The sequence below is a fragment of the Paenibacillus sp. Y916 genome (assembly GCF_056786435.1).
Map to the genome: position 1 here is coordinate 20046 of NZ_JBXCJA010000007.1, position 15388 is coordinate 35433.

Genomic DNA, 15388 nt, shown 5'->3' on the forward strand with positions numbered 1-15388 from the left:
CAATTTAACCAATTTTTGTGTGACTTCTAATGGCGTTCTTAGTGAAAAAGTGACTATGAAAAAAACGCCTACCTCTCGAGGTAAGCGTTCACGATATTTACATGTTTCTTTTGGTATCTATCTAGTAGCTGTTTATCTATTTGAGTATCCGTTACTATCGCATGAATCCGCTCTAGGCTACAAATATTGATATAGGAAACGGTCTCAAATTTGCTTGAATCAGCCACAATAATGGTCTGCTTCGCACTTTGAATCATCGCATTAATGACTTCCGACTCACCTTGTCGGAAATCCGTTAAGCCTTTTTCCAGAGAAATAGCATTGATACTAATAAACGCAATGTCGATATTAAACCGGCTAATCTCTTCTTCAATAGATCGACCATATAGGGACAACTCATCATGATTCAGTATCCCACCGGGAACAATAACTGTGAATCCTGACTTTTTCGCTAAAATATCCACTATTTTTAAAGAGTTTGTAATAACTGTTAGATGATCGAAATGGGCAGCCAAATGCTTTGCAACTTCTATATTCGTTGTTCCCGCATTCAAAGAAATAGCCTGGTTCTCCCTTACAAACCTCATGGAAACTCCAGCGATTTCCTGCTTTCTCTCAAGGAACACGATTTTCCTTTTCATGAATGCCTGATTCGTTGAAATGTCATCTACCGATATCGCGCCTCCATGGATTCTTTTCAACTTTTCATGTCGTTCCAAATAATCCAAGTCTCTTCGCACCGTGTCGATCGAGATATTCAAGAGCTGTTTCAACTCTGTTACCGAGACATTTCCTTTAGATTCCAGCTCCATTAGAATCAACTTATGTCTTTCGGGAGATAGCATACAAACACCCTTCCACTTTCTTTCTTGCTGTTTCAAGCTCTTTTATGCAATATCTAGCTGTATAATACCAGTTTAATATCGTTACGTAAAGTTAATCTAGCATTATATCGTTAGATCATCAGAATCTCCCGAATCTCCTGCTCCGAGAATGCGGACAACGCTTGCTGGCCTGGCTGAATCACTTCATCAATTAAGTTCTTCTTTTTCTGTTGAAGTTCATACATCTTCTCTTCCACCGTCCCCTGAGTCACAAGACGAATCACTTGCACGACCTTCGTCTGCCCCATACGATGTGCGCGATCCGTAGCCTGTTCTTCCACCGCAGGATTCCACCAAAGATCATAGAGGATCACCGTATCTGCTCCAGTCAAATTCAGACCTGTACCGCCCGCCTTTAATGAGATGAGGAACACGTCTTGCTCACCTTCGTTGAATCGATTACACAGCTCTACCCGCTCGGAAGCTGGGGTTTTACCGTCCAAGTACATATAGGATACATCCTGGTTGGTAAGTTCTCGACTGATCAAACCGAGCATCTCCGTAAATTGTGAGAAGACCAATACCCGCTTGCCTGCACTCCGACATTCCTCAATCGTCTCCATGAGTTGCTCGAATTTAGCCGAGCTACCCGCATAGTCTGGGACGAACAGAGCGGGATGACAACATAACTGGCGAAGTCTCGTCAAACCAGCTAGAATCTTAATCCGATTCTTCTGGAAACTATTCTCGTTCAGATGCTTCACGGTCTCATGCTTCAGCTCAGCTAGATAAGCTATATATAGCTTCTTCTGATCTGGTAGCAGTTCAGAAATCTGTACAGACTCGATCTTATCCGGCAGTTCCTTCAATACATCACTCTTCAGACGTCGAAGTATAAACGGGCGAATTCGCTTCGCTATGCTGTCGCGGGATAAGTTAGCGAAGCTTTTTTTATTTGAGAACAATTCCGGAAAGACGACGTCGAAGATGGACCACAGCTCATCAATTGAATTCTCCACGGGCGTTCCCGTAAGGGCAAAACGATGCCGCGCCTTTATTCTTCTCACTGTCTGAGCGATCTGGGTATTATGGTTCTTGAAGGTCTGTGCTTCATCCAGGATCAGCGTGTGGAATGTAGATCCAATATACTGCGCCAAATCTCTGCGTAACAACGGATATGAGGTAATCACCACATCTACCCCTGACACATCATTTAACGCACGACTGCGTTCTTCTTGCGTACCATCAACGATCATTGTAAGAACTTCTGGCGCGAATTTCTTCAGTTCATTCCTCCAATTGTATACAAGAGAGGCAGGTGCGATAATGATTGCTGGGATCTTGTCCTTTCTAATCTCAGGTAGTACGGAGACGATGAATGCAATACTTTGCAACGTCTTTCCAAGCCCCATATCATCTGCCAATATTCCTCCAAATCGATAGTTAGCCAACGTTTTCATCCATTGATAACCATATTGCTGATAATCCCGAAGTACCTTACTCAGTGTTTCAGGAACAGGAAAGTCCAGCAGATCTGGATTACGCATGTTCTCAAGCAGTCTACGAAATGATTTGCCCAAGCTAACGGCCTTACCCTTATTCTGATCATCCATCATATGCAGCCCACGAACGACGGGTATTTGGATCTCAGAGCCTACCATTTTCCCTGTACCGATACCCATTTCGTTCATGAAAAGAAGAATCTCTTGAAACTTCTCACTCTCAAGTGGAGCTAAAGCCCCATTCGGCAATCGATAATATCTACGCTTTTCCTCCAACGACTTCAATAGGTTACGAATTTCCGTCTCAGGAATCCCTTCGATATCGAACTTGAATTCTAACCAATCATGTCTTGAATCCATATCTACAACGACCTTGGGAGCCGTAAGACCTGTGTGAATTCTCGATTTCACAGCGGTGGTGGCATATACTTGGAGCATTGGCTCCAGTTGCGGTACGATATGATATAGAAATTCATATTCGGCATCCTCATCAGCCAAGAAATAACCCTTTTCCGTCTTAGTAAATGTGCTTCGTTCCATCAGTTCGAGGATTCTTCTTTCAAGGTCACCATCCCGTATCAGAATAATATGATCCCCTTGCGGTTGGCGATTCTCCTCATCCAGAGGATTAATGATGACTCTGCCATATTGAAACTCCAATCCTGCCAACAATCGATCTTTCACACGGTCCAAATACAGCTTAGCCTTAAGAGGAGTCTGTACCATCCGTTCGGAAACAGTCTTGGCAATATGCACGTTCCCAAGCTTCATTAGTCCAGGGATGACCTTCTCCATAAAAGGATCAAGTTGCTCTTGTGGGATCTGGATGATCTGCTTGTGGGACTTCCCAATCATATGCTTGAGTTCTGCAAGTCGCTTACATTCATCCAAAGGTAGCTTCACTAACCTTCCTTCGAACAGGATAACTCCGTATGATTCCATGACAGTAATGCTATCCAACCCTTCAACATCCAAGTGGTACCCTTCGATCCGAGAATGGTTAAATTCGAACTGAAGCGGAATTCCCCCCTCGGATAGTTGTATCCCATCGACCACTCTATCACCCTGTGCCATTTTCACCTTAGGAGCCTCACATAATAGTTGCACCAACTTGTCCCAGTACAATGGAGGTATCATTACGATTCGGTCACTAGGGGTTGAAGATTGGCGATACATCTCTTCGCTGTTATCCATAAGAAGGAGCTGTTGAATCACTTCATCATTCTCTTTGGAAAAGCTATGGATCTCCGGATCATACGTAAAATGATTGGAGAACGCATACGTCTCTCCCCGTTCAATTCTTTCAAGAAACTCTCTGACGTTCCTTACAATATACAGCCGACTCATTCCAACCTTGATCTCCATACCGAACATGAGCTTGTCATATCCGTAAGGGACCGCTCTACAAGTGAACTCCACTTGAAGGGGTGTTCTTGAATCGAAATAAGTCCTTGCACGGCTAGAACGACGAGGCTTATCTGTGAACAGATCCAATATCGATTGGGCCAGTTGATTCTCTCCACTCGAAGTCTCTACGAATCCATCTTCACTCTCACGCTGCTGTAGTTCATGGATATTCAGTAGTACCGCAGCGATATGTTGGCAGTAAAGCTCATATGAGGATAATGTGGGACATGTACATTCGGCATACATCTCTCCACTAGAATCTGTTTTTACCATAACCTGCTCACTACTTTTTCCTTTGACGGTCGCTTTATATAATCCAGTTTCAGTATCTGTATATGTAAAAGTCACTTTGCTAGCTTTAAGGTAGGCTTCTCCTTTATCGTAGGAGGTCTTTCCGCACCATAGCTTAATGAGGCTTGGGGTCAACTGAACATTCACTAATTTTATCCTCCTAATGAAAGGGCTTGGCATTCATTCTTATGATAACAGATTTCCATCCTCTCAATTTATTGATAACTTAATTATTGGCATACATGCACCATATTATTTCCAGAATGGCAGACGATCCAAGGTAGCAAAAAAGTGAAGACAACCGCATCCCCTCACGAATAGATGCATAGGGTACATTTAAATTCGGCCATATTCCCCTATCACTAAGTTTAGTTGCATAAAGGACATCTATTTACTGGAAAGTCGTCCATTCTCACTATTTGGCCTGTTTTAAATGTCGTTTGTGCAACTATTTCTCTCCCACCAGCCTTTTCCTTCTTAGTAAGTACCATTTATGCAACTATTCCTTCTTCTGTCTCTTCCTGTGTGTTGCTCCTTCAAATAAATTCTCTCTACTATTCTTGGAATGGCATAAATCCATTGGGTAAATCCCCGAAGTAATCCCCCTCTTGAAGCCCATCTACAAACTGCTGTAGCCAACTATAGTACTGAACCGAATGCTGTAGCTTGTCTAGGTCTTTAAGACAGTATTGTCGTTCCTCCTCCGAAGTGTCTGCGGCCTGTATCAGTTCCTCGAGTTTAGGAATTACGACTTCTAGAGCCTCTCTCATCACATCAATCTCCCGTTGCAACTTCATAGTAAAGAAGTTCTTAAAGGTCTGGAAAAAGTTCGTTTCGGCAGCATATAAATCCTTTCGTTCACGCTTCTCTTCAAGTTTAGTAACCATTTTGGAAGCAATTAGCGAGCGGACTCCATAGCTCATATTGCTCTTACTCATATTCATAATATTCTTCATTTCCTCAAGTGTCATCGGTCTATCCTCAAATAACATAATGCCATAGAGCTGTCCGAATGAATAATTCGCCCCATATAAATCCATGGTTTGGGCAATGGCATCAATCATCGGACGCAGTAACTGCTCCCGTGGAGATAAATCTGGTTTTTTTTCATCAAAAGCTAGCTGTTTCAATAGATACACCTTCATTCCCATTAGAGTCTATCATTCTATATTACACAAAACAGAAGCGTGTCTTTGCAATTCCTCTATATTTTACACAATTACTTATCGCTGTTTACGTTCGCTTAACCATACCGTTCTCGAATGAGTGTACAATTTATTTTGAACAGAGGATATCTCCACCATATTATACCGCAAAAGACAGATGAGGGAATGGGGTTCTCAGAAAAGTGAAACGCTCTAGATTTATAAATGGTTTGAAACCAGTACTCTTCACACTACCAGCGATGATTCCGTTCGTTATATTTTGGCTAGCACCGCTATTGTATGTATTCTACCTTAGCTTTACGGAATGGGATTTCATGAGCCCAGAAAAGATATTTGTCGGATTAGACAATTATATGGATCTCTTCAGCAATCCCGCCTTTTATAAAGCACTCAAAGTGACCTTGCTGTTCTGTCTAGGAAGCGTGCTGCCAGTCATCCTAATTGGACTAGGTCTAGCTCTTCTAATGAGTAACAAGATGAAAGGCTCCACCCTTTATCAAGTGTTGTTGTTCTCTCCTTGGGTTACGCCGACCGTAGCCGTCTCCATCGTCTGGTCTTGGATTTATGAGCCCGATATCGGACTTGCCAATACAGTGCTTAACTTTCTGGGATTAGAAACAATCGGATGGCTTCATGATCCCAAGTGGGCCCTCGTCGGTGTACTTATCGTGACGATATGGAAATCTGTAGGCTGGGCTATGATATTTTACTTAGTCGCACTGCGCAACGTACCTTCTGATCTACTAGAGGCAGCAGATCTTGATGGGGCAAACCCCTTTCAGAAATTCATTCGCATCACAATGCCGCTAATATCGCCAACCACACTATTCCTGTTTATTGTGCAGGTCATTCAAGCACTTCAGGCTTATGACCAAATTAACGTACTTACACAGGGGGGACCTTCAGGCTCCACTCGTACTTTGTTGTATATGTATTATCAATCCGCCTTCGAATCATTCCAGATCGGGGAGGCTTCTTCCGTAGCGATGGTGCTTGTATTCATGTGTATGTTACTTTCCATATTCTCGCTCGGAGTCAGCAAAAAAACTACTCATTATCAATAATACCTACAATAAAGGAGGCGAACGAATGAGTAAGATAACCAATTTGGGGAGACTGATGCGCCATCTAACTTTTGCCGTATTTGCTCTGATCATGGCCTTTCCTTTTTATTGGATGATAACCAGTGCACTGAAAACTAACGATGAAATTTGGCAGTCGCCCCCTACTCTTTGGCCGGAAGCACCTCTGTGGGGGAACTTTCTAGAGGCTTGGAACGAAGCACCGTTCCTCAGATACATGGGTAACAGCATATTCGTCGCCACCTGTATCGTTATTCTGCAAGTTATTAATTCCGGCATGATGGCATATGCGCTTACGCATATGAGTTTCCGCTTGAAGGGACTATTCGCAGGCGTGATCTTGTTCGGTTATATGGTTCCTGCTACAGCAGTCTATTTACCCGGGTATCTCATCTTGTCCGAATTACATTTGCTAAATTCTTATGCCGGATTGATCTTGTCCAACTGCGTAAGTGTGTTCTCTATCTTTTTGATCAGACAAGCTTTCCTTCAGGTTCCTCATGAACTGGTGGAGGCAGGAGAAGTAGATGGTTCTTCACATATGCGTATTCTATGGACCATTATTGTTCCGATCACACGATCTTCCTTCGCTGTGCTCGCCCTCATCACCTTCATTGACCAATACAATAATTATTTCTGGCCGATGCTGATTACGAAAGATCCTAGTTTGCAGCTCGTATCTGCCGGTCTAAGAAGTTTCTTCGTTGAAGGAGGTGCTTACGGATTGAAATGGCCGCTAATCATGGCCGCCAGTGCATTCACCATTGCCCCCTTGCTCCTTGTATTTGTGGTGGCCCAAAAAACAATTATGCAAAGTGTCAACATGACCGCAGGTTCTACAAAAGGGTGAAGTTACATTATAGGTACAAGCATTCTAGATATGAACAAAGAGGAGAATGATGATGAACGTATTCAAGAAGTTATCCGCGTTATCTTTAATTACTGGATTCACACTATTAACGGCTTGTGGTGGAAATTCGGGTACAAATAATATTACGACAACAAACGGAGAGACAGCATCTGGCTCTAAGGAGGCAGTCGTTGCAACGAATACACCAGTAACGATTGAATTCTGGTACGGACTGGGCGGCAAGCTTGGCGAGAATATGGATGCACTCATTCAAAAATTCAATGCATCGCAACAGGATGTCATTGTAAAAGGCATTGTGCAGGCTGACTATACCGAAACCGAGCAGAAGCTACAAGCAGCTATCGCAACAGGACAGGTCCCCGCTGCAGTGCTCTCCTCTAATATAGACTGGGCCCGTAAAGGATACTTCGCTCCTATGGATGAACTTATTGCGCAGCAACCTGATTTCAATAAGGAGGATTTTGTACAGACCTTTCTAACTCAAGGACAAGTTGATGGCAAGCAATACTTTCTTCCGATGTACGGGACAACACAAGTTATGTACTATCGCAAAGATACCTTTGAGGAGAATGGCATTGATGCGAACAAACTGAAGACTTGGGAAGATTTAGCTGCTGCTGCCGAGAAAATGACAGTCAAAAATGGCGATAAAACAACCTTTTACGGATGGGAACCGATGTGGGGCGCAGCCAACTTGATTGATGCTTCACTGAGCAAAGGCGGCCTCATTCTTAGTGAGGATGGAACAGAAGTCATGATTGACTCTCCTGAGTGGATTCAGACTTGGGATCTATTCCGCAAATGGATTCACGAGGATAAGATTATGCGGATTCATTATGGTGGTCAAGGCTGGGAATATTGGTACAAAACGATTGATGACGTAATGAAGGGACAAGCTGCAGGATACACAGGCTCTAGCGGGGATCAAGGCGATCTGGACTTCAATATAGTATCCGCGATGGAACAGCCGGGTTGGGCAGGAAACGGCGAAGGGAAGCCGACAGCTGAAGCTTTAATGGCTGGTATCCCCTCCGATACAAGTGATATTGATAAGCAAGCAGCCATGAAGTGGCTTAGCTACTTTACGAACTCAGAGAATACAGCCTCCTGGTCTATTAACACAGGATATATTGCTGTTCGCCAATCTGCATCAGAAGATCCTGCGTTCATCTCGTTTAGTCAGAGCAATCCACAAATCACAATTCCACTTACGCAGGCGTCTCATGCTTCCGCACCATTCCAAGACCCTACAGGTGGCAAAATTAATGATGCGCTAACAATCGCAGCAGATAAATTACAGATCGAGAATATTCCAGCAGCAGAAGTACTTCAAGAAGCGAAGCAAATAGCACAGGCGGCGCTAGACAAATTGAAATAAAGGTGGACAACACGATGTCTCAACTCATGACTCCACAAGGGAGTCACTCCGTTTCCGCGATCCTGTTCGATAAAGATGGGACATTGCTTGATTTCGTATCCCTATGGGGGAGCTGGAGTGAATATATACTGGGTAAATTCATCGAATCCATGGAGCAGAGAGGGCTTGTGATGCCCAGGAATCAACTCCCTTCCTTATTAGGGACCATTCATAATGTCCATGGAAACATTACGGATTATGACCGTAACGGTCCATTGGCTATGGGAACAATGAATGATATCTATACTATTCTTTCATGGCAAGGTTACCAACTCGGATTATCTTGGGCCGAATCTATGGAACTTGTTCATACCTGTCGACAAGAGGCGGATGCCATGTTGGAATGGAAGAGGCCTACTTTTCCCCTTCCAGGTCTTCTACGTTTTCTTGACGATTGCGCAAGCGTTGGCGTCCCGCTAGCTGTAGTGACCGCTGATGAAACTGCGGCGGCGGAGAAACACTTGAATTGGCTTGGAATACGTAGTTATTTCACTGCGGTCATAGGAACGGACCGTGTCAGTCGTGGGAAGCCATTTCCGGACATGGCTCACCTTGCTTGTAAGACATTATCCGTTGATCCATCTCAGGTAGCGATTATCGGCGATACTAACGGAGATATGCGAATGGCTAAGGCGGCTGGTGCATCCGTAGCTATTGGGATTACTGGCACTTCTAGCGATTCAGAACCAAACTGCTTTCTTCCTGACGCAGATATCATCGTGCAATCCTATGCAGAGTTACGAATCGGGGAATTACCAGGTGAAGATTGAAGGCATGTGGGCATGGATTTTTCTTGCTATAGCCATTCTATTCGAGCTTTCAGGAACAGTCTCGATGAAATTATCTCACGGGTTTACCCGTCTATGGCCATCTGTACTCATGTTCTTATTCTATGGGATCAGTTTCACTTCGCTTAATTATGCACTTACCTCTATTAAAGTCGGTGTTGCCTATGCCATATGGTCAGGGGCTGGAATCATCCTTATCTCCTTGGTTGGAACGATATACTTTGAAGAAAAGATATCTTTATCCTCCTTACTTTGGATATTAGTCATTGTTGCTGGCATCGTAGGCTTGAATATTAGCGGTAAGAGTCATTAAAATCGTCGCAAAAAGTCAAATTTATTGGTGCATAATTTAAGGGGGATCTTACGAATGAGCATGAACGAACAAACAGAAGAACAACCTATTGCCACCTTTCAAATCATTACGGATACACATGTCACGGACGACCCAAATCATGAGTATAACCTCAACTTTGAGCGCGCGCTCCGAGATATTGCAACCCAGTGTGAAGGCAGCAGTGGCATCATGCATATTGGAGATGTTACCAACCATGGATTTCCTAAAGAATACGAAGAAATGCTCCGTATCATAAATGTCTATGAGGGGCAGATCCCTCCCATCACCTTCACCTTAGGTAATCATGATGTAGGGCTGGGCGATTGGGAGTCCCGCTTAGCATTATATGAATCCCAGACTGGAATGACGGCCCCTTACCATGACCACTGGATTGATGGCTACCACTATATCTTTCTTGGAACAGAAAAAGGACTACGTACATTCTGTGATCTCTCGAACGCTCAACTTCAATGGCTTGAACAGAAATTAGAGGAGCAGTCATCACTGGATAAGCCGATATTTCTGTTCCTCCACCAGCCCCTTAAAGATACCGTGGCAGGGTCGCTGGAGTCCCAGGCATGGTATGGAGTAACACAAGACGAAGAATTAAAGGCTATTCTATCGAAATATCCCCAGATTCTATTGTTCACCGGACATACCCATTGGGAACTTGAGGTAGATAACACCGTCTACCCCGGTCTTGGTAAGACCGCTACGATGTTCAATTCCGCTTCCGTTGCCTATTTGTGGACGAATGAGGATGAACATAAGACAGGTAGCCAAGGATACTATGTAGAGATTTATAGTAACAAGGTGCTTGTTCGAGGGAGAAACTTCATGACAGGGAGTTGGATTGAAACAGCTCAGTATGAGGTAGGTTTTCTTCCCGCATCATCGTCATGAGATATGTTTATAACTGATATTACAAAAATGAGTGTTGCCCTTAGATTTTATGGGCAACACTCATTTTTTGTAATATCAGAGATGTCTTTCGTTTACAACTCCCATTTTCTAGGATCAACTATGACAATGTCAAAACAGTTTTGACTATACAAAAATAACTGTTGCTTTTTCAAATTAAATCAATATACTTAAATCATACTTAATTCATAGGATTAATTTAATTACTAGGGGGATAATAATGAAAAAATCATTTTTGATAGTCATTTTGGCAGGAATGCTAGTAAGTCTGTTAGCTGGATGTTCTGGAAACAACGGATCGAAGGCTGAGAGTAATACCATTCGGATTGGACTTGCAGCTCCGATTTCGGGAACTCAGGCGCAATATGGGCAAGCTTTTAAGAACGGTGCTGAACTGGCGGCTACGCAAATTAATGATGCAGGTGGAATTAATGGCAAGAATGTAGAAATCGTCATTCAGGACGATAAAGGAGATTCTAATGAGGCGGTTAATGTAGCTAACAAATTAGTATCGGATAAAAGTGTATTGGCAGTGGTCGGTCATTTCAACAGCTCTGCTACACTAGCAACGGCTCCGGTTTATAACAAGAATAAAATTGTACAAATTTCACCGTCTTCAAGTGCTCCTGGTGTCACTGATGCGGGTGAGTACACATTCCGTGTTATTACGACAGATGCATTTCAGGCAGACTATTTGGCAGACTGGTCTAAAGAGTTAGGTTATAGCAATGTCGCACTCATCTATGAGCAATCTGACTTTGGGTTAGGCTTACTCGATGTCTATCAAAAGTCAGCTCCGGATAACAACATTAATATTGTTGCTGCGGAAGCATATAATCCCGGAGATAAAGATTTCAGCACTATTTTAACGAAGATCAAGGACAAGCAACCCGAGGCGATCTTTATTGGCGGCTTTTACAATGAAGCTGCTTTAATTGCTCAACAGGCACAAAAGTTAAATTTGGACGTGGACTTTATTGGTGTCGACAGCCTCTATTCTGAAGCATTGTTTGAACTCGGTGGAAACTCAGTGGAAGGGCTAAAACTGATTGGTTTCTTCTATCCAGGTGGAGATAATGAAGCGGCAACTAAATTTGCCGATGATTATCAAGCAGCTTATAACAGCAAACCAGATACCTATGCTGCTTACTCCTATGTCGCTACCTCAGTTGTCATTGAAGCGATTAAGGAAAAGGGTGCAGATCGGGAGAGTATCAAGACTTATTTGGAAACGTTGAAAGATTATAAGGGTGCTACTGGTGTACTGAGCTTTGATGCCAATGGTGATGTTGAAACCATTCCTTCACGTTTGACGGTTCAAGACGGGAAGTTTGAACTTTTCGAGTAGAAATATAAGGATTATAAATAAACATTACATTAGCAAATTCGGAGCAGGAATAGAAATTTCATTCCTGCTCCCTGGCTTCGAAAGGATATTATTATGCTCCTTCAACAATTAACAAACGGTTTAACGATCGGGGTCATTTATGCCCTGATCGCTCTTGGTTATACGATGGTCTACGGCATTTTGAAAATCGTTAACTTTGCTCATGGTGATATTTTTATGATGGGTAGCTTCCTTGGACTATTCTTCATGAAAGAGTTCAACATGCCGTTATATCTCGCTTTTCTGTCGTCTGCCGTTGTAACCGCTGTGCTTGGAATGATCATTGAACGGTTGGCATATCGACCGCTTCGCCTGGCAGACCGTATTGTTCCTCTAATCAGTGCGCTAGGGGTATCTACTTTTCTGATCAGCCTGGCACAGAAGTTATGGGGAACAGAAATGCGTCCTTTTCCGACTACATTTGGCAGCCGTACATTTACGCTCGGTAGTGTAACCTTTTCGGAGATTCAAATTCTAATTTTGGTTCTGTCTTTTGTATTGATGCTCGGGTTGCAATTGTTTGTACAAAAGAGCAAAACAGGAACAGCGATGCGAGCTACTTCGATGAGTTTAACCAACGCGTCATTGATGGGAATTAATACAAACCGTATGATCAGCATTGCATTTGGAATAGGTTCCGCACTTGCCGCATGCGCGGGCATTATGGTGAGTATTTACTACAATGCGGTATATCCTAGCATGGGTTATATGGCAGGGATTAACGCCTTTACAGCTGCAGTTCTTGGGGGGATCGGGAATATTCCTGGGGCTATGCTTGGTGGAGTTCTACTCGGACTTGTTGAAACCTTGGGCGGTGCCTATATTTCTTCACAATATAAGAGTGTCATTTCTTTCGCTATTCTTATTATTGTGCTACTGATCAAGCCGACAGGCATACTTGGCAAAAAAGATATTAACAAGGTGTAGGTGATAAACTTGAGGAATAAAAAAATAAAAATGGCAATGGCTGCACTATTGATTATCCTGCCTTTATTGCTGCAGCAAATCAATGATTATTGGATGCATATTGTCATCATGATCGGGATATTCTCTATCCTTTCGATGAGCCTCAATGTCATTATCGGATACGCCGGACAATTCGCGCTTGGGCATGCCGCCTTTTATGGTATTGGAGCTTATGCTGCGGCGCTACTAATGATTCATTTTCAACTTTCTTTCTGGATCGCGCTTCCTGCTGCCGCTGTCATTGCAGGATTCTTCGGTTTCTTATTGGGAACTCCGGTCATTCGACTACGAGGGGATTATTTAGGTATTGTTACGCTGGGATTTGGTGAAATTGTGAGATTGATATTTGTCAATTGGATCGATGTCACTCGCGGTCCTATGGGCATTCCCGGCATTCCAGCACCAACCCTGTTTGGATACACTTTTAGCGGAAAGATAGAGTTCTATTACTTGATTCTAGTTCTTGTTCTAATCACATTCTTCGTAATTAATAGAATTGTCCATTCAGGAGTTGGTCTAAGTCTGCTCACCATTCGTGAAGATGAGACACTTGCGAAATCGATCGGCATTCGGCCAAACAAGTACAAGCTGCTCGCATTTACGGTGGGAGGCTTCTTTGCTGGAATTGCCGGAGCCTTCTGGGCATCTTACATTTCCTTTGTCAGCCCAGATGCCTTCAGGTATTTAGATTCGGTTAATATTTTGGCTATGGTCATTTTGGGCGGAACAGCCAGTCTTCCAGGCTCAATTCTAGGTGCTACCCTTCTAGTGCTCGCACCCGAACTCCTTCGGTATATGAGTGACTACAGAATGATGTTGATGGGGCTGGCGATTGTTCTAATGATGATTTTCAAGCCTACCGGATTTTGGGGTGAGAAGCACCGGAAGTACAACTTTTACGGCATGGTACAGAAAGGTGAGGACAAGTGATGGAAAAGGTGCTGGAATTAGAGAAGGTATCGGTTCAATTCGGTGGGCTGATTGCCTTAGATAAGGTCGATATGGATGTGCGCCGTGGCGAAATTTTATCCATCATCGGACCGAACGGGGCCGGGAAGACAACGCTATTCAACCTACTGACCGGCATTTATCAGCCTACTTCCGGAAAAATCATTTACAAAGATCGGGTTATCAACAAACTACAACCTTATAAAAGAGTCAATCTTGGCATTGCGCGTACATTCCAGAATACGAGGCTGCTCAAAAACATGACCGTGCTGGAAAATGTCCTCGTTGCTCATTCACAGTGTAATGGAGAAAGCCTGCTAGAGTCCGTCTTTTCATTCGGTTCAGCAAATCGCAAACGGGTTGCCATTGTTCAAGAATGTATTGAGAAGCTAGAAGTGGTTGGTCTCGCGCACAAGCTTGACGTATTTGCCGGAAGCCTCCCTTACGGGGAGCAACGGCTACTGGAAATTGCCAGGGCACTCGCCACTGGCTGTGAAATTCTGCTGTTGGATGAACCGGCTGCGGGAATGAATGCGTCAGAAAAGGTGGAGCTCATAAAGAAGATCAGACAACTATCCAACGAATTTAACATTGAAATTGTGTTGATCGAGCATGACATCGGTATGATTATGGACATTTCTGATCGAATTATCGTTCTAAATTATGGTGTGAAGATCGCTGAAGGCGGAGCGAAGGAAATTCAGAATGACCCTAACGTCATTAGCGCTTATCTAGGCGGGGAGGTCGATTGGGATTGATAAATGACAGCCAAGTGATTCTTGAAATCAAAGACTTAAGTGTCAATTATGGTGTAATTACGGCAGTGAAAAAGATGAGTCTTCGTATTCATTATGGGGAGATTGTTGCATTAATCGGTACGAATGGATCTGGTAAAACCTCGACACTGCACAGCATTTCCGGCCTTAATAAGGGCATCCAAGGACAGATTATGTTCGAAGGAAACGACATTACAAAGCTTGAGCCCCACCGGATTGTGGCAAGTGGCATTTCACAAGTTCCTGAAGGTAGAGGAGTCTTTCCAGATTTGACTGTGTTTGAAAATATTAAGCTTGGGGCATACGTCCGCAAGGATAAAGCGGAAATCGCCTCTGACATTCAACATATGCTTGAATTATTCCCACGTCTTGCCGAACGAAGAAAACAGCTGGCTGGGACGATGAGCGGCGGAGAACAGCAGATGCTTGCGATTGCCCGCGCATTGATGGCTAGACCGAAACTACTACTGCTAGATGAGCCTTCTATGGGATTGGCTCCTTTGATTGTGAAGGAAATATTTACAGCTATCCGGCAAATTAACAAGGATGGTGTGTCCGTCTTGCTAGTGGAGCAAAATGCCACTATGGCGCTAGCAGCAGCCCATCGAGGATATGTGATGGAAACAGGTAGCATTGTCGTCCAAGGAGAAGCTGCTGAATTGAGGAATAATGATATCGTGAAATCCGTTTATTTAGGAATCAATTAGA

At 43.5% G+C, this 15388-nt stretch carries 14 protein-coding genes; 11 read left to right on the top strand and 3 right to left on the bottom strand.

Going from position 1 to position 15388, the window contains the following annotated elements:
- Positions 1-68 precede the first annotated feature (68 nt).
- From AC1TO9_RS15520 to AC1TO9_RS15530, 3 genes are all read right to left on the bottom strand, one after another.
- Positions 69-845 (bottom strand): DeoR/GlpR family DNA-binding transcription regulator, encoded by a 777-nt coding sequence (locus AC1TO9_RS15520; RefSeq protein ID WP_482059765.1) that lies wholly within the window; start codon positions 843-845, stop codon positions 69-71.
- 110 nt (positions 846-955) lie between these two features.
- Positions 956-4171 (bottom strand): DEAD/DEAH box helicase, encoded by a 3216-nt coding sequence (locus AC1TO9_RS15525; RefSeq protein WP_482059766.1) that lies wholly within the window; start codon positions 4169-4171, stop codon positions 956-958.
- A 407-nt stretch (positions 4172-4578) separates the two neighbouring features.
- A complete protein-coding gene (locus AC1TO9_RS15530; RefSeq protein WP_482059767.1) occupies positions 4579-5169 on the bottom strand; it encodes a GbsR/MarR family transcriptional regulator in 591 nt (196 codons plus the stop codon).
- 260 nt (positions 5170-5429) lie between these two features.
- Here AC1TO9_RS15530 and AC1TO9_RS15535 point away from each other — a divergent pair, with 260 nt between their 5' ends.
- The 11 genes from AC1TO9_RS15535 to AC1TO9_RS15585 all read left to right on the top strand — a co-directional run bounded on the left by AC1TO9_RS15535 (position 5430) and on the right by AC1TO9_RS15585 (position 15387).
- Complete coding sequence (locus AC1TO9_RS15535; protein WP_482059875.1) at positions 5430-6254, top strand: carbohydrate ABC transporter permease; 825 nt, start codon at positions 5430-5432, stop codon at positions 6252-6254.
- Positions 6255-6279: 25 nt separating this feature from the next.
- On the top strand, positions 6280-7122 hold the full coding sequence (locus AC1TO9_RS15540; RefSeq protein WP_482059768.1) for a carbohydrate ABC transporter permease: 843 nt from the start codon (positions 6280-6282) through the stop codon (positions 7120-7122).
- Between the two features lie 52 nt (positions 7123-7174).
- Positions 7175-8521, top strand: a complete 1347-nt coding sequence (locus tag AC1TO9_RS15545) for an ABC transporter substrate-binding protein (protein ID WP_482059769.1) — start codon at positions 7175-7177, stop codon at positions 8519-8521.
- A gap of 14 nt (positions 8522-8535) precedes the next feature.
- The gene (locus AC1TO9_RS15550; RefSeq protein ID WP_482059770.1) at positions 8536-9330 is read left to right on the top strand and encodes an HAD family hydrolase; all 795 of its coding nucleotides are present in this window, start codon (positions 8536-8538) and stop codon (positions 9328-9330) included.
- Complete coding sequence (locus tag AC1TO9_RS15555; protein WP_482056437.1) at positions 9320-9661, top strand: DMT family transporter; 342 nt, start codon at positions 9320-9322, stop codon at positions 9659-9661. Before AC1TO9_RS15550 ends, AC1TO9_RS15555 begins: the two co-directional genes overlap by 11 nt.
- Positions 9662-9715: 54 nt before the next feature.
- Positions 9716-10585: a metallophosphoesterase family protein gene (locus AC1TO9_RS15560; protein WP_482059771.1), complete on the top strand. Its 870-nt coding sequence runs from the start codon at positions 9716-9718 to the stop codon at positions 10583-10585.
- A gap of 238 nt (positions 10586-10823) precedes the next feature.
- Positions 10824-11951 carry an ABC transporter substrate-binding protein gene (locus tag AC1TO9_RS15565; protein ID WP_482059772.1) on the top strand — a complete coding sequence of 376 codons (1128 nt, stop codon included), beginning with the start codon at positions 10824-10826 and terminating at the stop codon, positions 11949-11951.
- A gap of 93 nt (positions 11952-12044) precedes the next feature.
- A complete protein-coding gene (locus AC1TO9_RS15570; RefSeq protein ID WP_482056434.1) occupies positions 12045-12917 on the top strand; it encodes a branched-chain amino acid ABC transporter permease in 873 nt (290 codons plus the stop codon).
- Between the two features lie 30 nt (positions 12918-12947).
- Positions 12948-13886 carry a branched-chain amino acid ABC transporter permease gene (locus AC1TO9_RS15575; protein WP_482059773.1) on the top strand — a complete coding sequence of 313 codons (939 nt, stop codon included), beginning with the start codon at positions 12948-12950 and terminating at the stop codon, positions 13884-13886.
- The gene (locus AC1TO9_RS15580; protein ID WP_482059774.1) at positions 13886-14662 is read left to right on the top strand and encodes an ABC transporter ATP-binding protein; all 777 of its coding nucleotides are present in this window, start codon (positions 13886-13888) and stop codon (positions 14660-14662) included. Before AC1TO9_RS15575 ends, AC1TO9_RS15580 begins: the two co-directional genes overlap by 1 nt.
- Before the next feature lie 17 nt (positions 14663-14679).
- Positions 14680-15387 (top strand): ABC transporter ATP-binding protein, encoded by a 708-nt coding sequence (locus AC1TO9_RS15585; protein ID WP_482056475.1) that lies wholly within the window; start codon positions 14680-14682, stop codon positions 15385-15387.
- Position 15388 lies beyond the last annotated feature (1 nt).

What these genes read in the sequence shown, in the direction of transcription:
- AC1TO9_RS15520 (WP_482059765.1), bottom strand. Translation starts at nt 845, where the DNA reads ATGCTATCTCCCGAAAGACATAAGTTGATTCTAATGGAGCTGGAATCT.
- AC1TO9_RS15530 (WP_482059767.1), bottom strand. Translation starts at nt 5,169, where the DNA reads ATGAAGGTGTATCTATTGAAACAGCTAGCTTTTGATGAAAAAAAACCA.
- AC1TO9_RS15535 (WP_482059875.1), top strand. Translation starts at nt 5,430, where the DNA reads ATGATTCCGTTCGTTATATTTTGGCTAGCACCGCTATTGTATGTATTC.
- AC1TO9_RS15540 (WP_482059768.1), top strand. Translation starts at nt 6,280, where the DNA reads ATGAGTAAGATAACCAATTTGGGGAGACTGATGCGCCATCTAACTTTT.
- AC1TO9_RS15545 (WP_482059769.1), top strand. Translation starts at nt 7,175, where the DNA reads ATGAACGTATTCAAGAAGTTATCCGCGTTATCTTTAATTACTGGATTC.
- AC1TO9_RS15550 (WP_482059770.1), top strand. Translation starts at nt 8,536, where the DNA reads ATGTCTCAACTCATGACTCCACAAGGGAGTCACTCCGTTTCCGCGATC.
- AC1TO9_RS15560 (WP_482059771.1), top strand. Translation starts at nt 9,716, where the DNA reads ATGAGCATGAACGAACAAACAGAAGAACAACCTATTGCCACCTTTCAA.
- AC1TO9_RS15565 (WP_482059772.1), top strand. Translation starts at nt 10,824, where the DNA reads ATGAAAAAATCATTTTTGATAGTCATTTTGGCAGGAATGCTAGTAAGT.
- AC1TO9_RS15570 (WP_482056434.1), top strand. Translation starts at nt 12,045, where the DNA reads ATGCTCCTTCAACAATTAACAAACGGTTTAACGATCGGGGTCATTTAT.
- AC1TO9_RS15575 (WP_482059773.1), top strand. Translation starts at nt 12,948, where the DNA reads ATGGCAATGGCTGCACTATTGATTATCCTGCCTTTATTGCTGCAGCAA.
- AC1TO9_RS15580 (WP_482059774.1), top strand. Translation starts at nt 13,886, where the DNA reads ATGGAAAAGGTGCTGGAATTAGAGAAGGTATCGGTTCAATTCGGTGGG.